Source organism: Spiroplasma endosymbiont of Colias croceus (genome assembly GCF_964020095.1).
Classification (GTDB): domain Bacteria; phylum Bacillota_I; class Bacilli_A; order Mycoplasmatales; family VBWQ01; genus Spiroplasma_E.
In genome coordinates this window covers 1,580,000-1,603,289 of the sequence record NZ_OZ026536.1, presented here as the reverse complement: position 1 = coordinate 1,603,289, position 23,290 = coordinate 1,580,000, and the positions used below count along the sequence as shown (strand labels likewise).

24 protein-coding genes and 3 pseudogenes are annotated in these 23,290 nt (G+C 23.0%); 4 read left to right on the top strand and 23 right to left on the bottom strand.

Features of this window, described 5'->3' with window-relative positions:
* Positions 1 to 35: 35 nt before the first annotated feature.
* From AACL24_RS09980 to AACL24_RS09970, 3 genes are all read right to left on the bottom strand, one after another.
* On the bottom strand, positions 36 to 368 hold the full coding sequence (locus AACL24_RS09980) for a hypothetical protein (RefSeq protein ID WP_339046565.1): 333 nt from the start codon (positions 366 to 368) through the stop codon (positions 36 to 38).
* Between the two features lie 166 nt (positions 369 to 534).
* Positions 535 to 1,364, bottom strand: a protein-coding gene (locus AACL24_RS09975) for an IS5 family transposase (RefSeq protein ID WP_339046563.1) whose coding sequence is annotated in 2 segments (ribosomal slippage) — positions 535 to 968 and positions 968 to 1,364 — 831 coding nt in all. Because the reading frame shifts where the segments join, the coding sequence is not laid out codon by codon here.
* Positions 1,365 to 1,437: 73 nt separating this feature from the next.
* Positions 1,438 to 1,635, bottom strand: coding sequence for a hypothetical protein (locus AACL24_RS09970; RefSeq protein WP_339046561.1), 198 nt, complete (start codon positions 1,633 to 1,635; stop codon positions 1,438 to 1,440).
* Between the two features lie 102 nt (positions 1,636 to 1,737).
* Here AACL24_RS09970 and AACL24_RS09965 point away from each other — a divergent pair, with 102 nt between their 5' ends.
* Positions 1,738 to 2,220 carry a hypothetical protein gene (locus AACL24_RS09965; RefSeq protein WP_338988312.1) on the top strand — a complete coding sequence of 161 codons (483 nt, stop codon included), beginning with the start codon at positions 1,738 to 1,740 and terminating at the stop codon, positions 2,218 to 2,220.
* 7 nt (positions 2,221 to 2,227) lie between these two features.
* Here the strand turns inward: AACL24_RS09965 and AACL24_RS09960 are convergent, their stop codons facing one another.
* The 17 genes from AACL24_RS09960 to AACL24_RS09885 all read right to left on the bottom strand — a co-directional run bounded on the left by AACL24_RS09960 (position 2,228) and on the right by AACL24_RS09885 (position 19,440).
* Positions 2,228 to 4,855, bottom strand: coding sequence for a valine--tRNA ligase (locus AACL24_RS09960; protein WP_339046559.1), 2,628 nt, complete (start codon positions 4,853 to 4,855; stop codon positions 2,228 to 2,230).
* A gap of 274 nt (positions 4,856 to 5,129) precedes the next feature.
* The gene (locus AACL24_RS09955) at positions 5,130 to 5,687 is read right to left on the bottom strand and encodes a hypothetical protein (protein WP_339046557.1); all 558 of its coding nucleotides are present in this window, start codon (positions 5,685 to 5,687) and stop codon (positions 5,130 to 5,132) included.
* The gene (locus tag AACL24_RS15595) at positions 5,644 to 5,904 is read right to left on the bottom strand and encodes a GNAT family N-acetyltransferase (RefSeq protein WP_422398093.1); all 261 of its coding nucleotides are present in this window, start codon (positions 5,902 to 5,904) and stop codon (positions 5,644 to 5,646) included. The genes AACL24_RS09955 and AACL24_RS15595 overlap by 44 nt, the downstream gene beginning before the upstream one ends.
* A gap of 409 nt (positions 5,905 to 6,313) precedes the next feature.
* Positions 6,314 to 7,081: an ABC transporter permease gene (locus AACL24_RS09950; protein WP_339046555.1), complete on the bottom strand. Its 768-nt coding sequence runs from the start codon at positions 7,079 to 7,081 to the stop codon at positions 6,314 to 6,316.
* A complete protein-coding gene (locus tag AACL24_RS09945) occupies positions 7,081 to 7,812 on the bottom strand; it encodes an ABC transporter ATP-binding protein (RefSeq protein WP_339046553.1) in 732 nt (243 codons plus the stop codon). Before AACL24_RS09945 ends, AACL24_RS09950 begins: the two co-directional genes overlap by 1 nt.
* Before the next feature lie 341 nt (positions 7,813 to 8,153).
* Positions 8,154 to 9,392 carry an IS256 family transposase gene (locus tag AACL24_RS09940; protein ID WP_339049405.1) on the bottom strand — a complete coding sequence of 413 codons (1,239 nt, stop codon included), beginning with the start codon at positions 9,390 to 9,392 and terminating at the stop codon, positions 8,154 to 8,156.
* Positions 9,393 to 9,651: 259 nt separating this feature from the next.
* Positions 9,652 to 10,059, bottom strand: coding sequence for a transposase family protein (locus AACL24_RS09935; RefSeq protein WP_339045908.1), 408 nt, complete (start codon positions 10,057 to 10,059; stop codon positions 9,652 to 9,654).
* Positions 10,060 to 10,082: 23 nt separating this feature from the next.
* Complete coding sequence (locus tag AACL24_RS09930; RefSeq protein ID WP_339045912.1) at positions 10,083 to 10,505, bottom strand: transposase family protein; 423 nt, start codon at positions 10,503 to 10,505, stop codon at positions 10,083 to 10,085.
* Between the two features lie 204 nt (positions 10,506 to 10,709).
* Entirely contained in the window at positions 10,710 to 10,988 is a 279-nt protein-coding gene (locus AACL24_RS09925; protein WP_339046551.1) for a transposase, read from the bottom strand.
* A 47-nt stretch (positions 10,989 to 11,035) separates the two neighbouring features.
* Positions 11,036 to 11,215 (bottom strand): hypothetical protein, encoded by a 180-nt coding sequence (locus AACL24_RS09920; protein ID WP_339046549.1) that lies wholly within the window; start codon positions 11,213 to 11,215, stop codon positions 11,036 to 11,038.
* Positions 11,205 to 11,327, bottom strand: a complete 123-nt coding sequence (locus AACL24_RS09915) for a hypothetical protein (RefSeq protein WP_339046547.1) — start codon at positions 11,325 to 11,327, stop codon at positions 11,205 to 11,207. Before AACL24_RS09915 ends, AACL24_RS09920 begins: the two co-directional genes overlap by 11 nt.
* A gap of 132 nt (positions 11,328 to 11,459) precedes the next feature.
* Complete coding sequence (locus AACL24_RS09910) at positions 11,460 to 11,966, bottom strand: hypothetical protein (RefSeq protein ID WP_339046545.1); 507 nt, start codon at positions 11,964 to 11,966, stop codon at positions 11,460 to 11,462.
* A 1,489-nt stretch (positions 11,967 to 13,455) separates the two neighbouring features.
* A complete protein-coding gene (locus AACL24_RS09905; RefSeq protein ID WP_252319631.1) occupies positions 13,456 to 13,695 on the bottom strand; it encodes a hypothetical protein in 240 nt (79 codons plus the stop codon).
* A 187-nt stretch (positions 13,696 to 13,882) separates the two neighbouring features.
* Positions 13,883 to 14,887, bottom strand: coding sequence for an ABC transporter ATP-binding protein (locus tag AACL24_RS09900; RefSeq protein ID WP_339046543.1), 1,005 nt, complete (start codon positions 14,885 to 14,887; stop codon positions 13,883 to 13,885).
* A 20-nt stretch (positions 14,888 to 14,907) separates the two neighbouring features.
* Positions 14,908 to 17,376, bottom strand: a complete 2,469-nt coding sequence (locus AACL24_RS09895; protein ID WP_339046541.1) for an ABC transporter permease — start codon at positions 17,374 to 17,376, stop codon at positions 14,908 to 14,910.
* Positions 17,377 to 17,501: 125 nt separating this feature from the next.
* The gene (locus AACL24_RS09890) at positions 17,502 to 18,902 is read right to left on the bottom strand and encodes an ABC transporter permease (RefSeq protein ID WP_339046539.1); all 1,401 of its coding nucleotides are present in this window, start codon (positions 18,900 to 18,902) and stop codon (positions 17,502 to 17,504) included.
* Positions 18,903 to 18,942: 40 nt separating this feature from the next.
* On the bottom strand, positions 18,943 to 19,440 hold the full coding sequence (locus AACL24_RS09885) for a hypothetical protein (RefSeq protein WP_339046536.1): 498 nt from the start codon (positions 19,438 to 19,440) through the stop codon (positions 18,943 to 18,945).
* A 486-nt stretch (positions 19,441 to 19,926) separates the two neighbouring features.
* Between AACL24_RS09885 and AACL24_RS09880 the strand changes: the two genes are divergently transcribed.
* Both AACL24_RS09880 and AACL24_RS09875 read left to right on the top strand, forming a co-directional pair.
* A complete protein-coding gene (locus AACL24_RS09880; protein ID WP_339046534.1) occupies positions 19,927 to 20,157 on the top strand; it encodes a hypothetical protein in 231 nt (76 codons plus the stop codon).
* 94 nt (positions 20,158 to 20,251) lie between these two features.
* A pseudogene (locus AACL24_RS09875) lies at positions 20,252 to 20,965 on the top strand (IS256 family transposase); the annotation flags it as partial.
* Positions 20,966 to 21,005: 40 nt separating this feature from the next.
* Here AACL24_RS09875 and AACL24_RS09870 read toward each other — a convergent pair.
* A pseudogene (locus AACL24_RS09870) lies at positions 21,006 to 22,245 on the bottom strand (IS256 family transposase).
* A gap of 95 nt (positions 22,246 to 22,340) precedes the next feature.
* Here AACL24_RS09870 and AACL24_RS09865 point away from each other — a divergent pair.
* Positions 22,341 to 22,595: pseudogene (locus tag AACL24_RS09865) on the top strand (IS3 family transposase); the annotation flags it as partial.
* On the opposite strand, the gene AACL24_RS09860 reads toward AACL24_RS09865, so the two are convergent.
* Both AACL24_RS09860 and AACL24_RS09855 read right to left on the bottom strand, forming a co-directional pair.
* Positions 22,551 to 22,751, bottom strand: a complete 201-nt coding sequence (locus AACL24_RS09860; protein ID WP_339046530.1) for a hypothetical protein — start codon at positions 22,749 to 22,751, stop codon at positions 22,551 to 22,553. The pseudogene AACL24_RS09865 and the gene AACL24_RS09860 sit on opposite strands and share 45 nt — an antisense overlap.
* A gap of 2 nt (positions 22,752 to 22,753) precedes the next feature.
* Positions 22,754 to 23,218 (bottom strand): hypothetical protein, encoded by a 465-nt coding sequence (locus AACL24_RS09855; RefSeq protein ID WP_339046528.1) that lies wholly within the window; start codon positions 23,216 to 23,218, stop codon positions 22,754 to 22,756.
* Positions 23,219 to 23,290: the final 72 nt, after the last annotated feature.

Genomic DNA, 23,290 nt, shown 5'->3' with positions numbered 1-23,290 from the left:
TGTAAAACAAAGATACACAGATTACATAAAAGCCTCTATTTTCTTTTTGTAGTTATTAATAATTTTTCTAAATTCTCTAACAACTGTTTTGCATTTAAATTTTTTTTATTAAATAATAATAATACTTTTTTGGCATCTTGACTATTTAAACCTAAATTAATTAAAGACTCTAAAGTAATAGTATAACGTGAATAATATTTAATAGCATTATTTCTTGGTGATAATATTAATTTATAATTTTCACTAATATTTTGATTTAGATTTAACGCTAAAATGTCAAAATAAACATTAGAAATATTTAAAGTATTAATTAAATTAATAATACTTATTTTTGAATTAAGAATTTTAACATAATAGACTTCTTGCAAAACTATGATATTAATCACATTTTTTAAGTTTAAAAATTTATTTTAATAACACTTTTAATATTTTTTAAAAATTATTGTTCAAAATATGTTTTATTTTTTGTCATTAAAATACAACAAAAATTATTATTTCAAATAAAAAAATAAAATATTAAATTATCAAATATATTTAAATTAATAATTGTAAATTATAAATTGAAGCTATTAAATTAAATCTTAATGCAAATTTTTTTCTTCTATTTCGATATTTTTCACTAATAATTTTAAATTTTTTAAGAATCGCAAAAACATGTTCAATAACAACTCTCATTTTTGAAATAGCCTTATTATTTTTCTTTTCTTCTTTAGTTAAAGGGTTTTTCTTTGATTTTCGTTTAGGTAATAAGACATTTTTATGTATGTTTTGTATACCTTGATATCCTAAATCTACTAAAATAGTTGTTTCTGATAAAAATTTCGTTTTTGAATTTTTTAAAATTTTAAAATCATGATTTTTACCATAAGAAAAATAAGAACTTATAATTTTTTTACTATCTTTTTCAATTATGACTTGAGTTTTTATTGTATGTTTTTTCTTTTTTCCTGAATAATATTGTTTTTGACTTTTTTTGGGCGTTGAATAGTACTTTCAGTCACATCAATGATAACTGTTTTATCTTTAAAATTATTATTTAACAGTGATTTTTGCCCATCAAGTTGTTGAAAATCAGGATGTTTTATTAAAGTATTTTCTATTCACTTGATATTCCTATAGCAACTACTTTCACTAATTCCATAACTTTTAGCAATATGAAAATAAGTTCGATACTCTCTTCAATATTCTAAAGTCATTAATAAAGGATTTTCTAATGATAATTTATTAGGTGTACCACCATTTTTAAACTTTTTTACTTCTTCTGTCTTTAAAATTTCTAGAATTTTATTAAAAATAATATCATTTATACCAGTTAATCTTAATAATTCTGGATTGTTAATAGTTTTTAATTTATCAAACATCATAGATTACCTATCTTTTTTATTTTTAATTTTATTTTAAAAATTAAATTTTTAATAGATAGGTTTTGCAAGAAGTCTAATATTTATTTCGTATACATAAATCTTCTCTAATTGGTAAATGTTCTTTAATTTCAACAGTAATAGTAATAATTTTTGTATCATTTTTTTCCTTACTAACTATTTCATTTTCATTAAAATTTTTAATCAACTTTAATACAACTAATCCATTACTTGCAAGAAAAAGAATTGTCAATGTTATAATTAATAATCTCATTTAATTTCACCTCAATAATTATTAAAAATGAGATAAGCAATTTCCTTTTTTTATTTTTTTTAATATAATAAAATAAAAAAGATAATGCAAAGGCTGATAATAATGACAAAAATAAAAACTGATGGTAAGAAATGAGAAAATAATTTTATAAAAATAATTAAAAATAAAACATTTATTAAATGATGCAAATATAATTCTATTATATTAATATTAGGAACTTCATTAATACTAAATATTATTTATATCCCAAAATTCTTAAATGGTACTACTAATCAAAATAGCATTACTACTAATATTGAAATTACAGCTATCAACGGCAAGGAAACTATTCTTGAAAAAACTAATTATATTACTACTTTTAATACACTTGGTAATTTACTAAGTGCTTGTTCTAATGATTTTACTGTTGAAAAAAGTCAAATTGGAAGATTTTTGGTTGCTGTAAAAGGTAAAAAAGGTACTCAAGAAAATAAAAAATTTTGATACATTGAACACTGAAATGGTAAAGAATTTATTGATTTTTCAGTAGGTATCGATGATATTAAATTGGAAAATAATGAAATTTTTCAACTTGAATTAAAATAAAAGTTTTTTATAATTCTTTAATCTTGGCATTGATTAAAATTTTTTGATTTTGATACTTTTCTAATTTTTGCTTTTCTATTTCAACTTTTGTTGGTGGTGCCTTTGCTAAAAATTGTTGGTTACTTAAAATATCTTTACTACGTTTTATTTCATTTTCAATATAAACTAATTCCTCTTTTAATTTTGCTAATTGTTCTTCTTTATTAAATAAATTTGAAACATTAATTTCTATTATTGCTGAATTAATAATTTTAATTATTTTATTATTAACAGACAACGGACTATCACTAATAGTAACAATTTGACTATTAGTTAATTGTAATAAATAAGGATTTAAAGTATTTTTTTCTAATTCAAAAAAAGAATTAGTCGTATTGATATGAATAGTTAACGGTAATTTTAAAAATAAATTAAGTTCTTTACGAATTTCTCGAATATTACCAATAATTTCAATTAATATTTCAACAAATTGTGTTACATCTTTTGTTTTTTTCATAACTTTAACTTTAGGAAACTTATTTGTTAAAATGCTATTTTTATACCCCATTTCTTCATAAATTGCTTCTGTGATAAAGGGAATAAAGGGATGAACCATAATAATAATTTGTTGTAAAACATAATATAATGTTTGTAATGAGTTACTTTGTTGCTCTTGATTTTGTAAATTAACTTTATTTAATTCAATATATCAAGAACAATATTTATTTCATATAAAATTTGATAGTGCTTTAACTACTAAAACAAATTCATATTTTTCCATATATTGCTCTACATAAATAATCAATTGATTAAGTTCTTGTAAAATTCATTGATCAATAAATGATAATGAATTATTATAAACAATATTTTCATCCAATTGAAAATTATCATCAATATTCATTAGTACATAACGTGCAGCGTTTCATAACTTATTATTGAAATTTCAAGCTGACTCAACTTTAGTAATACTAAATCTTAAATCTTGACCCGGAGCACAATTGCTAACTAAAAAGTAACGTAAAGCATCCGCACCATACTTTTTAATAACTTCCATTGGATCAATTCCATTATTTAATGATTTTGACATTTTTCTACCTTGTTCATCACGAATTAAACCATGAATTAAAACATTAGTAAATGGTTTTTGATTAGTAAATTTTCAACCCATAAACATCATTCGTGCAACTCAAAAAAATAAAATATCATAAGCAGTAACTAATACTGATATTGGATAATATTTTTGCAAATCAACATTTTTTTGTGGTCAATCCAAGGTTACAAAAGATCATAAACCACTAGAAAATCATGTATCTAATACGTCTGATTCTTGAATATAATCGTTAATTGGTGATGGTGGATTAGTATCAACATAAATTTTCTTAGTTTTTTTATGATATCAAACTGGAAGCGAATGACCTCATCACAATTGACGAGAAATACATCAATCTTGAATATTATTTAATCACTGCAAAAGTTGTTGTTCAAATAATATTGGATGAAAATCAATCTTTGTTTTCTTATTTTTTTGTTTATAAATAATCATTTCAACTAATGGTTTCATTTTTATGAATCATTGTTGTGATAAATATGGTTCAATAATAGCGTTACTTCTTTCTGAATAACCAACTTGATGAAGATGGTCTTCAACCTTTACAACTAAATTTTCTTTTCTTAATTGTTCAACTAATTGTTTACGACATACCATTCGATCTTGATTAATATATGATTGTGCTAATTCATTCATAGTTCCATCAACATTCATACAAATAGGCATTGCTAAATTGTGACGTAATGCAATTTCATAGTCATTAGCATCATGAGCTGGTGTACATTTCATAGCACCTGTTCCAAAATTCATATCAACATAATCATCAGCAATGACTTTAATTAACATTTTATTAGCCGGATTAACAACCATTTTACCAATAAATTGTAAATAACGTTTATCTTTACTATTTACAACTATACACTGATCAGCAAACATTGTTTCTGGTCTGGTAGTAGCAATAGTAATAAATTCACTACTATTTTCTATAAAATATTTTAAATAATACATTTTTCCTTTTGTTTCATGATAATTTACTTCAATATTAGAAATAGCGGTTTTTAATTCTGGATCTCAATTTACTATCTTTTTTCCTCGATAAACTAAACCTTCTTTATATAACTTTACAAATACTTCATTAACTGCTTGCTTAACATTTTCATCTAAAGTAAATACTTCATGCGAATAATCTAATGCTAAACCAAGTTTTGCTCACTGTTTTCTTATGTTTTGTGCATATTCTGTTTTTCATTTTCATGCTTGTTGTAAAAATTTATCTTTACCTAATTCTTGCAAATTAAGTTTTTGTTCTTCTTTAATACGTTGTGCAACTTTAACTTGCGTGGCAATGCCAGCATGATCCATACCAGGTATAAATAAAGTATTAAATCCTTGTAAACGTTTATAACGAATTAATAAATCTTGGATAGTACTATCTCAAGCATGACCTAAATGTAAAAGTCCGGTTACATTAGGTGGTGGTAAGATAATAGAAAATGTAGGATTAATAGAACTAACATTTGCCTTAAATAATCCAGATTTTACTCATTGTTCATAACGATCCTTTTCAATTTCAATATGATTATATTTTTTGTTTAAATTTCTATTCATTTGTTATACTCCTTTTTAAAATAAAAAACATTCCACAAATAGGAACCTTTTTTAACGAGGTACCATCCTAATTCATTTACAAAGTAAATGCACTTAATTATTATTTAAATTGCTAATAATATAAGTTACCTTCAAATTAAACTTGCTTAGTTTACAGCAACCACTAAGTCTCTAAATTACCATTTAATTTTACTCTTTTATATTTTAAATTAATTATGAATTTTATTTTACATTGTTAATTTTAAAAAACAAGACATTTGAGAAAAGAAAAAATCTAAATATTAAAATTATCTTTTTTAAAAACAGGAGTTGATGTTTTCATAGACTGCATGCAGTCTAATTTATTTTTTATATTTTGATCAAAATCACACAATAAAGGAGTATCATCTTTTTTTATTATCTTTTTTTGATATGCTTGTTTTTCTAATAATTTTATTTTTCTTTGTTCTGGTGTTAAGTTATTTCATCATTTTTTTGCCTCATTTTTAACAACATCTACTTGTTTGGGGGTTAAAGTATTTCATCATTGTTTTGGATTTTTGATTATTTGTTCTCTTTGTTGATTAAATCAATCAATAACTTTTTGATAATCTTCCTTGAAAATTGATTCTTCATGTATTAAAACTTCATCTAAAATACTAGATAATATTTCACTATCCTCTAATATCTTTTGTTCATCATTTATAGCTTTTGATTTTGATAAGTCAAAATCAATAAAAATTTCTTTTATTTTAATATTTTTTCACTTTTCAATTTCATCTCTTTTATTAAAAATTGCATGAGGTATATTAATTTCATAATCATAAAAAAAAGTTTTTTTTATTTCATGCATAAGTGAATCCTAATTTTTCATAAAATTCACCGACAGTAACATTAGTTGGACCTGATAATAAAATAAGGTTTTCGATATTATTGCTATGACATATCTCAAAAATTTTGTAAATAAGTAAACTACCATATTGTTGCTTACGATATTTTTCTTCAATAAATATACTTTCTAAAATAGATTCTTTTTTTTCTAAATCAATAATAAGTATTGCGTCACCGATTTTATTATTAAATTCATCAATTTATAATAAACTTTTTATACTTGGATTATTTAAATTATTCGTAATAATAATTTCTCTGCCGTTTGCCATATTTTAACTTCTTTCTAATAAACTCAATATAAAACTTGACTTTAAACGCAATAAACCCAATATATAATATTTTTTTAATTAAATTAATTTAATAAAAACAAAAAAACTAATATAGATAAAACTATCTATACTAGTAATTAACAGTTATTAAATTAATTTAATAATATCATAAAAATATCTTTATTTTAAAAGAATAAACAAATTGTATGTAAATTAAAATATATTACATAACTCTTACAGTAGATTTAAGTTTGCTAGTTGTTGATTGAAATAAAAATAGTTATCAAAATGGTAACTATTTTTATTATTATAGATTAATTTATTTTCGTCGATATTTATAAGCCATAATTGCTCCAAATATTAATGCTCCAATTCAAAGTAAACTAACTAAAATCGATATTCAGTAATTATCAAAAAGTGCTGCATTGATTAAATCATTTGGAGTACCATAATTATTTCATCCTCTATTCATAATAGAAACAGGATAAGAAAAAGGAATAATTTTAGCAATAATAACTAAAACTGGTTGTCCTTTAATGGCTACATACGGAATATATTGACCGGATAAAAATGATGTTGGCAAATATAATAATAAAGCAAAAGCATTAGCAATTTTAAAATCAGAAGCAAGAATACCAACCATTATTCCTACTGCTGAACACATAATTGATGAAAGCAGAATTGCTAGTAATATATAACCTCAATTAATTAGTTCTCAATTAATCTGATTATGATATAAAGCTGCACCAATTCCTAATGTTCAAAAACTACCAATAAAAATTAAAATAACATGAAATATTAAAATACTACTAATAAATTGTCATGGTTTTAATGGTGTTGCACCAATTCTTTTAATAATTATTGATTGTTTAAAATCAGAATATGTCATTGATAAAGTAACAATTCCTAATACTGGTGAAGCTGACATCACTAACCCCGGTAATACTGTTTGTGCAGCATTTGGGTTACCGGGTGTTAATACAGCAACTAAAATTATTAACATAATAATAGGGAAAATAAAGCCAAAGAAAATACTATGGAAAGATTTCTTAAAATAACCAAATAATAATTGAAACATTGCTAGCATTATTTTTTTTCCTTTCTCGTAGTTATTTCTAATGGTGTTTCTGTTTTTTCTAAATAATATTTTAATAATGAACCATATTTTTTAGTAACTTCAACAACAGTAGTATCATCAATAATTTGACCATCCTTTAAAAAAATAATACGTTTACATAAAGCTTGGATTTCATCTAAGTTATGACTAACTAAAATTAAAGTAATGTTATTCAAACTAATTTGTTGTTGTAAAAAATTAATAATATCAATTCTTGTTTTAACATCTAAACCAGTTGAAATCTCATCACCAATATAAATTTTTGGTTGATGAAATAATGATAAAAATAAATTAACTCTTTGTCTTTGACCACCCGATAAACTATTTACTTTACGTTTGTATAATTCTTTTAATTGAAACTTATCTAACATACTATTAAAAATTTCGGGTTTTATTTTATCTAAATAAATCTTATGATAAAAATTTATTAATTCTTTAACTGTTATAAAGTTAGGATAAACTTGATCTTGAAAATTTATTCCAACAACATATGGAATATCTTTTTTATTAAAGTTATATTCAATTTCTCCTGTACTTGCATTTTTAGTATTACTAATAATCTCACATAATGTGGTTTTACCAGCACCATTAGCACCAAAAATAGCAACAGAACTACCACTCTCAATTTCTAAATTAATAGGTCCGAGTACAACATTACCATTATACGACTTCGTAATATTTTTAACCTTAATTACTTTCATAATTGCTTCCTTTCATATTATTTTAAACTTTATAAATAAGTATAGCATTAAAAAAATCTAATTTTATATCATAAGAACCAACATTTTTTTTAATTAAAATTTTTTTTAATATATTTAATTTTAAGTAACATTTTAAATGTTACTTAAAATTTTTATTTAAAATTGTTTTAAAACTATTTAGTGTTATTGAATATAGAAATAAATATTTTTTGAAAAAATAGTTTAAAAAATGAGTTTACATTTTAAACAAAAAATTGTTAATAATATTTTTATATTAACTCGATAAAAATTTAAATTTTAGAGGCTTTTATGTAATCTGTGTATCTTTGTTTTACAAAGTACTAGTTTAGATTAATTCTATCTTCAAATTTTATCATAAAATGAGCAATTGCTGTATTTCAATTTTGAATGGGCATTGTTCATTTTTTTGTTATATTTTCAATTGCTAAATAAAATATTTTAAAAACTGCCATATCATTAGGAAAAACTTTTTTATTTCTGATAACTTTTCGTAATTGACTATTTACAGATTCAATAGCATTTGTTGTATAAATCACTCTTTTGATTTCTGTAGGATAACTAATAAAAACCATTAAATTATCTCAATTTTTATATCAAGATTTAGCAATTTGAGGATATTGTTTATTTCACTTATTTTCAAAGGATTCTAAAGCCTGCATTGCTTGTTCTTCACTACATGCAGTATAAATTGGTTTTAAATCTGCAACTAGAGATTTTCTATGCTTATATGAGACATATTTCAAACTATTTCTAATTTGATGAACTATGCATAATTGATGTTCTGTTTTAAGATAAACTGATTGTATTGCTTCTGACATGCCTGTTAAATTATCACTGCAGGCAATAAGAATATCATTTAAGCCACGATTTTTCATTTCTGTTAAATTTGCTAATCAAAATTTAGCACCTTCATTTTCACTAATTCATAAACCTAAAACATCTTTTTTACCTTCTAAATCAACTCCTAAAGCTATATAAACTGATTTATTAATAATCCTTTTATCTTGTCGTACTTTCACTACTATGCAATCAAAATAAACAATCGGATAGACACTTTCTAATGGTCGATTTTGCCATGCTTTTACATCATCAATAACATCATCAGTAATTTGACTAATAACACTTTCACTAATATCAGCACCATGATATAACTCTTGTAATTGCATTCTAATATCTGATAATGTCATACCTTTTGCATATAAAGAAAGAACTTGTTGATCAAAACCATCAAATCTTCTTTGTCTTTTTGCAACTATTATAGGATTAAAATTACTATTGCGATCTCGTGGTACATCAATCTCAATTTTACCTTGTTGAGTTATTATTTTTTTTGAACTTATACCATTACGAGCATTGTCACTATTACTATGTTGATTCTTATCATATCCTAAATAATTTTGCATCTCAGAATTCAACATTTTTTCTACTAATCTTTTTGTTAATTCTTTATATAATCCTCCCTCTTTAAAAACTGTTGTTAAATCTTCAGTATTTTCTAATAATAAATCTACTGCTTTTGATATTGGATCATTATTATTAATATTTTGCTTTTTAGCCATCTGTAACTCACTCTTTCTAGTCATTTAATTATATTTACTAGAATTAATTAAACATAGGACATATTCCGTAATTAAATTTAATTAATTGTCAATAAAATTGTTTTAAAACTATTTAGTGTTATTGAATATAGAAATAAATATTTTTTGAAAAAATAGTTTAAAAAATGAGTTTACATTTTAAACAAAAAATTGTTAATAATATTTTTATATTAACTCGATAAAAATTTAAATTTTAAAAAAATATTTTTAATATTTTTTTTTATTTTAATGGTTTTATTTTATTAAAAATTTCACAAAGTAAGTTAAATCTTAAGTACATAAGTCTAAATTTAGATTTTCTACATTTATTTACTAAAATTTTGAATCTTTTCAATCAAGCAAAGACATGTTCAACTTTAATTCTAATTTTAGATACAATCTTATTGTATTTTCTTTCTTGTTTAGTTAATTTTTTATTTTTAGTTCTTTTAATTGGTATTATTGTATTTTTATAAATATTTTGTATACCTTGATATCCTAAATCACCAATAATTATTGTTTTTTCTGAAAATTCAAGATTTGAATTTTTTAATATTTGAAAATCATGCACTTTACCATTATCAGCAAAAATATCAACAATTTTTTTATTAAAAAAATCATATACAATTTGAAATTTTATAGAATACATTCAACTTTTACCAGAAAAATATTCTAACTGTAGTTTTTTTTAGTTGGTCTTTCAATTTCAATCTCAGTTGAATCAATTAAATAAAATTGAAATTCATTTGAATTTTCTTGTTTTTTATCAATTTTTAATTTATATCTTTCTTTTAAAAATTGGTAATCTTTGTGGTTACTAAGTTTATTTTCTACTCAAGTAATATTTCGAAAACAACTTGATGGGCTCATTTTAGATTTAATACTCATTTGAAAAAAAGTATAATATTCTTTTCAGTATAATAAAGTCATCATTAATCTTTCTTCTACTGAAAGTTTATTTTTTCGACCTTTATTTTTTTCTAATTTTTCTATTTCAATTAATTTTTCTAACATTTCATTAAAATGAAAACGTTTTATACCAAAATATCTATAAAATTCTTCATTTTTTAATTTTTTTAAATTTTCAAAAATCATTTTTATCAACACTTTTCTAAATTTATTGTTAATAACAAAATTATAAAATAAATTTTAAAATTATTAATTGACTTTTAAAAAATTTAATTACGGAATATGTCTATAGTTATTTTTGTAAGTTACACAGATTACTAAACATTACCGTAAGTTACACAGATTACTAAACATTACCTTTATATTTAGCTTTATTTTTGACAATAATTTCTATTTTCTGCCTATTATTAGTGCTGCTTGCTTTAAAATATCATTTTCCATTCGTAATTGCTTTAATTCTTTTCTTAATTTAATTAATTCATTTTCTTCAAAAGAACGATTATCTTTAGTTTTAAAACTTCCTGAATTACTAAATTGCTTAATTCAATTGTAAGTAACTGCTCTTGTAACATTATATTCTTTAGCAAGGCAAGATACTGATTTGCCACTTTGATATAAAGCTACTATTTGTTTTTTAAATTCATCGGTATATGAGTTAATATTGGCCATAATTATAGTTCCTTTCTTTTAACAAATTTGTTTACTTGTCTACGTAATTAGTGTCCAATAAATTGTAACCCATCCACATTAATATAATATTCATATAAAGAATCTCAATTATCACTTGTTAAAAACATATCTTCTTCAATCATGTTATTAATACATTTATTACAATAGTATGTATTTTCTAATTCACTAAATCAAATATATTTTTCATTATGAATATTACATTTCATTTTTTTCACCAATTAATTTATAAAAACATTTATTACAAGTTCTATTTGCAAATGATGAATTTTTATGACAAATATCACATGAACCATTAATTCTATATTCTGTACATTCCATTTTATTCATCCCTTTCTATAATTTTTAATATTTCTTGTATTTCAATATATTTTTTATTTTTAAGTAATTTTTCATTACATAAATTTTTAATTAATTCTATTTTTTCAACATTTAATAACATATTAATTTCCTTTAATACTTTAAATAAAATATTTTTTCATTATGAGTATTTATATCTTTCATTGGTGTAACAATATAATTTATTACTAAATCATTATCTTTATATGGATTATTTATTTTAAAACTTTTCATATCTTTTTCTCATGTAATGTTATATTTAAAACATTCTTGATTTTTATCATTTGTAAAAATATAATAACCATTATATTTTTCATAAAATGTACAAGATATTAATTCATTTTCATTTGTAGTAATATCTGAAATATTTTTTATATATTTTAAAATATCACTACCTTTAATACTTTCAATATCTTTTGTAATTGATTTTTTACCTAATTTATAATTAAAATCTTCAATTATTTTTAATGCTATTTTTTTATTTTTTTCATCAATAGTAGTATATTGTTTAGGAAATCATGTTTCATATTCACCAATTTCTAATAATATGCCACCTTTATTTTTTTCATCTTTATATGTTTCTCTAATTTTAGTTTTCAAATCTAAATTAACATTAATCATTACGAATCCTTTCTATGTATAAGCCTTATCACATACAGTGATAAAAGGCTTATATACTACTAACTAATACTTCTACTACTACGTAAGGCTTTGCTACTTACAGTAGCAAAGCCTTGGAGGGTAGGGGTTCTAGGGGAAGGGAACCAAAAAATATCAAGTTTTAAAAGAGCAACACAAAAATTACTATTAGTTATATCTGCACTATAGCCTTTAATAATTTTTATTTAGTTATGTAATAATTAATTACTTTAATAAAGTACAGATTTATCAAAATAATTAATTATAATTGTTCAACAATTAAAAATGAGAGTTTTATCTCTCATTTAATTTCTTATTAAACCGTATCCAAGTTTGCAATGCGCCCTTTCATAAACCGTTATATAATTTATCACTATTTTGTTTAAGTAGTTCTATTTCCAATTTTAATGAATTAATTTCTTGGTTTTTTATTCATATTTATATCTCCTACTTAATCTAACATTTAAAATACAGTCATAACAAATTGCTTTATTATTTTTGTCTCTTAAAAAGTTTTGTCTTGTTTTTATATCATTAGTATTAAAGAATAAATAATCTAATTTATGTTGTTTACATGTTCAACAAAAATACTTTTTCATAATAGTTCTTTTTAATATATTCTGTTGCTTGTAGCATAAAGAATATATATTTTTATTTTTATATTATTAATACTATTAGTTTTATTAATTCCAGCAATTCTGGGCTCAAAAATAAATTGTGAAATTTTAAAAAACATTGAGGCATTCGATTCAATATTTATTTAATTTGTGTTAAACAAATTAATATTTTAATTGAACCGGCACTGCTCAATTTTTTTTACAAGTTTGAAATTTATTTTCTCGCCCAAAAAATTTTTCAAAAAAAATAAAAAATAAAACCAACACTTGCTCACTGGGGAGTGGCAAGGTTGGTTAAATAAAGAATAGAATTAATACAATAGGTCTCTACAACAGGTCTATATATACTAGTTTCCAATTCGCTCCCACCCCAAGAATTACCATTAATGGTTAGTATATTTTATTAGGTATCACTCCACTTTTTATTTATACATGCAAATCCACATGCTCTAGCTACTATTTTTAACAACTGTGTTGTAGTTCACTCTTTTAGTTCCCTAACACGTGTTGATAATAGCGTTAAAGACGGTTATTAATTATTAACTTTCTCCTACTTGGTCACTGCGTGTAGTAGATATTTAAAGGATGTTAATAATAAAAAATTTTAAAATTTTACAATTACAAAAAAAGACAAGATTTTTATTCTCGTCTTTTATCATTTATTTTTAATTTAAGGGTTTAAAAAAGAAAGGAGCTATTTTTAAAACTTTTTAGTTATCGACATCTTCGCCACGCTCCCAAATATTTTTAAGTCATACTTTAATATGATAATATTTATTATTATTTTATTTTTAATTGTATTAAATTAAGGTATGATTTTTTAATTTAATATTAAAATTTCTAAAAAGGAATGTTTAACTTAGTTCTTCTATTTTAATATTACTATTAATATTTTTTTTGTTATCTACATTTTGCTTATTTTTATTATATAATAAAGAAATTCCTATTATTAAACCAATTAAATTTAATGTTAAAAATAATAATATGATGCCTAATGCATTATTACTATTACATAAAGTTATACCTCAAATTAAAAACACTATTCAAATTACTAAACATATTCATATAATAAATGTAATTAAACCAATACTCATTACCTTGCACCTTTTTCTTTCTAAAAAATAATTAAACTAAATAAAATATAGTATTTTCTATTAGATTCTTATAATTTAATATTTTTTTCTTTATACAAGTATTTACTCTATATAAATATAAGAAAAATGCATATTTTTATGCATTTTTCTTATATTTATTAAATCAACCCCTATCTATATCCTTTTCTTATGATCAATTTATTTCATTTGGTTTCATTGGTTTTTCATTATTCTTTACACTAATAATTTTACCATTTTTAACGTTAATAACAGTATTTGCAACATATTGGAAGTTAGGATTATGAGTAACCATAATAATTGATGTTTTATATTCTCGATTAACATCCAATAAAATTTCTAACACCTTACGTCCCATTTCCTCATCAAGTGCTCCTGTTGGCTCATCACAAAATAAAATTGTCGGATTTTTTGCTAGTGCTCTACCAATCGATACTCTTTGTTGTTGTCCACCCGATAATTGACTTGGAAACTTATTCATATGTTCATCCATTTCAATAACTTGAAAAATATCATCAATACTCATATTTTTATTTTTATTTTTAGCAAGATTTTCACCAACTTCAGCATTTTCACGAGCAGTTAAGTTAGTTAATAAATTGTATTGTTGAAAAATAAAACCAACATTATCTCGTCTAAATTTAGTTAAATGACTATCTTTTAATAAAGATAAATTGTATCCCGCCACAAAAACATCACCAGTATTAGGTTTATCCAATCCCGAAATAATATTTAATAATGTTGTCTTACCACTTCCCGATCGTCCTAAGATAACAACAAAATCACCTAATTTAATTTTTAAATTAACTCCTTTTAATACTTCATATTCTAAGTCTCCAGTTAAGTAAGATTTTTTAACATCAAATAATTCAATAACATTAGTTTGAGTATCAGGAGTATTATTAGTCATTGATATAATTTTACCTGCTAAAATTTCTTTTGAATGAGTTTTTGTTAATTTTTTAATTGCTTTTTGATTATCTTTAAAAGCTTGCAATTTAGCTTTATTAGCTTCTATTTCTTCCTTTGATTCTGGTTTATCATGAGATTTATGAGTTACTGGTGGTATTGTACCTTCGGTTTTAGATACTGACTTCTTTGTAAAACTAGATTCTAACTTATTTTTAGTTACTTGTTCACTTGAATTTTTAGTGTTTTTTTTATCATTTTTCATGTTTTTATTCCTTTCTGCTTTTAATCAATTTCATTTAAAGTTTTAATTGGATTAATCTTCTTCATGGCATATCAATCAATAATAAAGGTTGTTGCATAAATACCAAAGACAATTAAACCAACCACAAGCGGTAATCATCAAACAAAGAATAATGGTAAAACCCATGTTGTATTAGCAGCTAAATAGTTAAGAATAAACTTAACAATTATTCATCCTACAGGAAAACCAATAACAAACATAACAGCAATCACTGGTAAATACATACCAATAACAATATTAGTTATTTTTGCATCACTATAACCAAGTGTTTTCATTGTTGCTATTGTTTTACGATTTTCATAAATTACTAAATTACTTGTTAATAAAATAATAAAGAACGAAATGATTAATGAAAAGATAATAAATGCAACCAATACTGTATCAACTAAAGCAGTAATTTGATTTAACAACTGATGATGGATATCTTTTGGGGTAATATTAACAGCACTACCTGCACCATAACCTTGATAAGTACCAGAACCATCAGTACCACCATTTAAACCAAAAGCACTGTAATCTCCATACATTTGCGAAGTTGAAAATGAATTAGTTATATCTGGTAATGATTGCGAATTTGAAAATTTAAAATTAAAGATTGGATTTTCATTTTCAAATATTTGATTAAGTTTATAAATAACGGGATCATTTAATTGATTAAGAAAATTTTGATATTCATTAAATGATTTTAATTTACCAAAATCAACATCACAAGTTGTTTTTTTGTCTTCTCATTCTTTTTTAAATAATAAAAATAAAAATTCTTTTGTTTTATTAAATGATAAAACTTTATCAGCATTAGTTTTACTAATATAAGCATTAGGTTGACCATAACCATTATATATACCAACTACTTTATACGTTGGTGTTTTAGAACTTATCTTATCATTATAAGAATTAACAACCTTACCAGCAGCAATTTCTTTTAACATATTTGTAGCATTAATACCCGCATTAACATAAGCCTCATCCTTTAACTCATCAACTTGTGTATAACCAGTTTGTTGTTTTAATAATGTTACATTATTAACATTTTTACTATCACCAACAACGTTATCAATATTAATTTTATCCAAATCAAAAGGTTTCAATTTATTATTATCTTTAAATTTCATAGTATTACCATTACTACTCATTTTAAATTCATCATTTATTTTTAAATTTAATTGTTTAGCAATTGTTTGATTAATAACAAGACTAATACTATCATCACTATTTTCTTGTTCTAAAAGTTGATTTAATGAAGAACCTCCAGCATCATATAATTGCATCATTGAAGGTTTGCCTAACTGTTGTTGATTTTGTAAACCATAAACTTTCATTAAATATTTGTTCTGTTTAAATAATTTTTCAGGAGTACCAATAAAGTAAGTTCCTAATTCATCAGTTTCTTTATCAAAAGGCACAACATTAAAAGCAACATTAAAAGGAGCATTGGGATCACTATAAGCTTTGGCAATATTTTGACGAATAAAATATGGGCTTTTAGTATAAGCACCTTGCACTACAGTTTGTCCCATTCTATTATAAAATAAAGCACCAAATCAAATTCCAACTTTATTAATTCAACTATCACGCTCTTTGTCACTAATTTCAGATGCATTATTATTCAATAATTGTGTTTCATTAGTTAAATGTCACGGATATAATTTATCGTTAGTATCAAAACTTAAATTATCAATATCATTAATAAAAGTAGGACCCTTACTTGAGGCATTTTTGTAAGCAGGAATATTACTATTTGCTCAATCTTTGAATTTTGTAATATCTAAATCATTAGGATTAGTACTAATCTTACCAGTCTTCGAAATCGTACCACTAATATTCATTGCCACTGTTGTTCGATAGTTTTGATAAAATTTTCTAATAATATTATAAGTATTCTCACTATAAAAACTGTTAATATTAGTATTTTTTAAAACTGTGTCATACATTGGTAATGCATTTGGTCAAGCCATTTGTACCATAATTCCAACAATCACAGAAGCATCTTTAATATCACTAGAATCTAATCCATTTAAAAAGTTTTTAGTAAGCATTTTACCATTTAAATACGTTAAACCAGTATATCCTAAATCACTAATAGCAGCACTGGGATTAGATTCATCTGACATTGGAGCATATGCTTCAGCATTAATATTATTTTCTAATAATTCTTTAACAAAAGTATCATTTAATGGTCCAGAATTATCAAAACGTGGTGAATGTCAATATGTATCACCAGTAGTACTATCAACACTAGAAGTATAAGTTCAATCATCTTTATTATTTGGATTATAAGTTTTATAAAAACTATATGGAGAATTATAAGTCGGAATGTCATATTCAACTAAGGAGTGATAATTCATACCAGTAAAAGAAAGTAATTTATTATCAGCCATAATTTTTGGACCAATAATAGATGTTGTCATTAAAGTTGTTCCTAAAAACATAGTTAATGATGCTGCTGCCATTTTTCCAATTGATGATGTAAATAGTGATAAACGGAATCTTGTTAAAAATCCACGATTAATACTTTTTGTTTTAATAATTCGACTAAAGCGAGAATTAACAGTAGCTGATTCGTTTTTAATTAAATCTATTGGTTTTTAATAACTGTTAAAGCACTAATAACTCATGCAATAATTGATAAAAAACCAAATATTAAAATTAAACAATATATAAATCCTAAACCATTAAAAATAAAATGACCAAAATCTAGATTAAAATAGTTGGCAAATGTTTGAACTATAATTACTTGTAAACCATTTGCTGGTAAAAACACTAAAATAGTACCAATAAGTGCTGCTACCATTGGATAAGCTAAAGATGTAATTAAAATTTTAATATTACTATAACCTAATGATTTTAAAATTCCAATTTGTGTTCGTGAATTATCAATATTTTTATAAGTAATTAATATTACTGTAATTGCTGTAATAATTAAAACAATTAACAATAAACCAATTAATAAACTTTTAAATCCAATAATAGTTGCATTCAAAGTAGCAGTACGATTATTAAACGTATACTTATTATTTCCTAACTTATATACTAAAGCAGCATCAGAATCAATAGTATTAATATATTTACTTCTTAAACTTTGTGAAATTAATTTAATATCATTAATTTTACCTATTGTTGATTTTCCAACAAAATAAATTTCGCGATCATTATCAGAAGAAATTGTGATTTTTTCATTAGCTTTATCATATGATCAAATATAATTATTTTTTTCTAACCTTTTACTTAAACCAAATTGCATTGGATAAACGTATAATAAACCTTCACGAGTTTTATTTGGAATTGGTGTAGTTTGATCAATAATTGGGGTTGTGAAATCAGCAGATACACCATATCCAACAATTTTTAATCAATTATAACTACTATAAGCAGCATCATTTAAATCATATCCTGAAACTTTTAAACTACTTCCTAATTGATCTGATTGCACACGAATTGTATCATTAATATGCAAATTATTTTTTTGAGCAAATTCTTTATTAATAACTACCTGTTTTCAACTTGGAGTTTTATCTGGATTATTACTATCTCCTATTTGATAACCATCACTAATGATTAATTTATCAATACGAGCATCTTGATTATAAGTTAATATTTTTAAAATTCTAGGATTACTATTATTATCTAATTGCATAGTTCTGCCTTCAACACGATCTCATATAAATTCATTACCAGCATCATTTGCAATATTGTTAATATCAAAATCATTCTTTTCATCAACAGCAGTTGTTGATGTTGAGATTTTATTAGAAACAGTTTTTGGAGTAGTATTAGATAAATCAATAACAAAATCATGTAAATTAGATTTTGCAACTAATGTTGAATATTCATCAGAAATTCTTGCTAAACTTGTTTGCATTAATGAAAAAATAGTTGATGATAATAATACTAAAACAATTAAACCAACTAATTGAATTTTATTACGAAATGCTTGTTTAAACGCATTTTTAAAAAGCAAAAATGATTGTTTTTTCATATTCGTTCTTCCTTTCTTTTAAATTTTAAAACAAAAAAAGTTATTGAATTAAAGCCATTTTTCAACCATTAATTAAAGTTTTTAAATCTTGAATAGTTTTAGTAATAAGTAGTGTTAATTGGGCACTTAAAAAATAAGTTAAATTCTTCTTAAAAATAGCAATTAAAAGTTTTTTATTATTATCAGTAATAGAAACTTGGTGGTCAAAATTAGTAAACATTTGTTTTTTAAATTGCCATGTTAAAATGATAATTTTAGTTTTAGTATATGCTTTTACTGGAAATTGTTTATTAATAATATTGGGTAATGAAGAATTACTAAATAATGTTACTCAAGTTTTTTTAATTAAATTAAAAATTGTAAATAAATTATCACTAAGCATTTTTCATGAAAAGAAACCTAATCAATAGTAAAAGAACACTAAAATTAGTACTGAAATAAAGTTATTTATTGATGGTAATGATATTTTAATCATAGTAAAATTAAATTGTAAAATAATAGCAATTATAATAATTCACAAAATAGTAAAACGCATCACTTTCATAATTTGATTATTATTACGGCTTAAAAAACTAAAACAAATAAATAAATGTAAAATCGAAATCAATGATAGCATTGGTAAACTTTCTAAATCTAAAAAATTAATATTAATTACCATTTCTTGAACTGGTAATAAAAATAAACAAAATTGTGCTAAAAATCATAAACTAAATTGAAGAATAATGATTTTTGTTTTATTAAATATTTTTTTATTATTATTACTATTTTTATGAAAATTAATAGTAATTAAAAAAGTTAATTTCATAATTAAAAGTAAAAAAAAGAACTGGTAAACCAAAAAAAATAAATAATTGTTCAAAATTATTAATACTATTAATTTTTAAAATATTACTACTACGTAACATTATATTCACCTTTAAATAAACTTTGTTATTATTATAATTATAAACTATTAAAATTAAATAATGCAATTATTTAATTTTAGATAGTGTTCAAATATTCAAAAAGAAAAGGAAAAAAGAAAATGTTATGAAACTGCTGTATTAAATTCTTTAGTAATAATTTTGATAATGAATATCAATATTTACAAACTATGGATTCAAACTATATGTACTACCCCACTACTAATTATCAAACTACTACATCTACTACTAAAATAATAGCTGTTGAACAACCAACTAAAAATACATCAACAGTTTTTTCAAATAGAAAAATTATTTCAAAACCATTGAAAAAAAAGATACAAGAAAATTAAGGTAATGTTTAGTAATCTGTGTAACTTACAAAAATAACTATGTTTAATTAATTCTAGTAAATATAATTAAATGACTAGAAAGATTGAGTTACAGATGGCTAAAAAGCAAAATATTAATAATAATGATCCAATATCAAAAGCAGTAGATTTATTATTAGAAAATACTGAAGATTTAACAACAGTTTTTAAAGAGGGAGGATTGTATAAAGAATTAACAAAAAGATTAGTAGAAAAAATGTTGAATTCTGAGATGCAAAATTATTTGGGATATGAAAAGAATCAACATAGTAATAGTGACAATGCTCGTAATGGTATAAGTTCAAAAAAAATAATAACTCAACAAGGTAAAATTGAGATTGATGTACCACGAGATCGCAATAGTAATTTTAATCCTATAATAGTTGCAAAAAGACAAAGAAGATTTGATGGTTTTGATCAACAAGTTCTTTCTTTATATGCAAAAGGTATGACATTATCAGATATTAGAATGCAATTACAAGAGTTATATCATGGTGCTGATATTAGTGAAAGTGTTATTAGTCAAATTACTGATGATGTTATTGATGATGTAAAAGCATGGCAAAATCGACCATTAGAAAGTGTCTATCCGATTGTTTATTTTGATTGCATAGTAGTGAAAGTATGACAAGATAAAAGGATTATTAATAAATCAGTTTATATAGCTTTAGGAGTTGATTTAGAAGGTAAAAAAGATGTTTTAGGTTTATGAATTAGTGAAAATGAAGGTGCTAAATTTTGATTAGCAAATTTAACAGAAATGAAAAATCGTGGCTTAAATGATATTCTGAGACTTTTATGTAATCTGTGTATCTTTGTTTTACAAAGTACTAGTTTAGATTAATTCTATCTTCAAATTTTATCATAAAATGAGCAATTGCTGTATTTCAATTTTGAATGGGCATTGTTCATTTTTTTTGTTATATTTTCAATTGCTAAATAAAATATTTTAAAAACTGCCATATCATTAGGAAAAACTTTTTTATTTCTGATAACTTTTCGTAATTGACTATTTACAGATTCAATAGCATTTGTTGTATAAATAACTCTTTTGATTTCTGTAGAATAACTAATAAAAACCATTAAATTATCTCAATTTTTATATCAAGATTTAGCAATTTGAGGATATTGTTTATTTCACTTATTTTCAAAGGATTCTAAAGCCTGCATTGCTTGTTCTTCACTACATGCAGTATAAATTGGTTTTAAATCTGCAACTAGAGATTTTCTATGCTTATATGAGACATATTTCAAACTATTTCTAATTTGATGAACTATGCATAATTGATGTTCTGTTTTAAGATAAACTGATTGTATTGCTTCTGACATGCCTGTTAAATTATCACTGCAGGCAATAAGAATATCATTTAAGCCACGATTTTTCATTTCTGTTAAATTTGCTAATCAAAATTTAGCACCTTCATTTTCACTAATTCATAAACCTAAAACATCTTTTTTATCTTCTAAATCAACTCCTAAAGCTATATAAACTGATTTATTAATAATCCTTTTATCTTGTCATACTTTCACTACTATGCAATCAAAATAAACAATCGGATAGACACTTTCTAATGGTCGATTTTGCCATGCTTTTACATCATCAATAACATCATCAGTAATTTGACTAATAACACTTTCACTAATATCAGCACCATGATATAACTCTTGTAATTGCATTCTAATATCTGATAATGTCATACCTTTTGCATATAAAGAAAGAACTTGTTGATCAAAACCATCAAATCTTCTTTGTCTTTTTGCAACTATTATAGGATTAAAATTACTATTGCGATCTCGTGGTACATCAATCTCAATTTTACCTTGTTGAGTTATTATTTTTTTTGAACTTATACCATTACGAGCATTGTCACTATTACTATGTTGATTCTTTTCATATCCCAAATAATTTTGCATCTCAGAATTCAACATTTTTTCTACTAATCTTTTTGTTAATTCTTTATACAATCCTCCCTCTTTAAAAACTGTTGTTAAATCTTCAGTATTTTCTAATAATAAATCTACTGCTTTTGATATTGGATCATTATTATTAATATTTTGCTTTTTAGCCATCTGTAACTCAATCTTTCTAGTCATTTAATTATATTTACTAGAATTAATTAAACATAGTTATTTTTGTAAGTTACACAGATTACTAAACATTACCTGATAAACTTTTACTAGCATTCAACATTAACCGTTCTTTAAGTAAAAAAGGTTGTCCTTATGATAATGCTGTTGCTGAAGCAACTTTTAAAACTTTTAAAACCGAATTTATTAATGATAAAAATTTTACATCATTAATCCAATTAAAATTAGAATTATTTGATTACATCAATTGATATAACAATATAAGAATTCACAGCACTTTAAACTACTTAACTCCAGTTAAATATCAACAACAAATGTTTACCAAAAAATAGTCCTAAAAAGTGTTGCAATTCCATAACATAGTTTAATCCATTTCATTGACCACGAACACTATAATATAATTCTTTATTACCTTTTTCGTAATATTTTGCTTCAATAGTGTTACTAAGTTTTACTGTTAATTTGACATAATTTGTTTTATCTTTCATTTTTATAATTTCCTTAAATAATTATCAAAAATTAATATTTTTTTATGATTTTTTAAATAATATTGAATATGTTTATAAGCATCTTGTTCATGTTTTGTTAATTTTATATTTCCTTTATAATTTTCTATTTTAGTTTTATTTTTTGGTTCACTTTCTTGATAATCTCAATTCATAACATCTTGAACTAATACCATTAATGCACCAATAATTTTAGGGGTTGCTAATGGATTAGTTAATAATTGTTTTGAACTTAAAAAGAAATTTTCTACAATAACTAATATTTTTTTATCAATAAATTTTTCTTTAATTAATTGAAATTTTTCTTTATAAATATTTTTAGTTCATAAAACAGTTAATGTATTGAATGTTTCATTAAAAACAATATTATTAGTTTCATTTGAATATATAACAATTCCATTATTACCAATACCAGCAGGGTCAATACCAATAATTAAGTGATATTGCATTAGACTTCTTGCAAAACCTATCTATTAAAAATTAAATTTTTAAAATAAAATTAAAAATAAAAAAGATAGGTA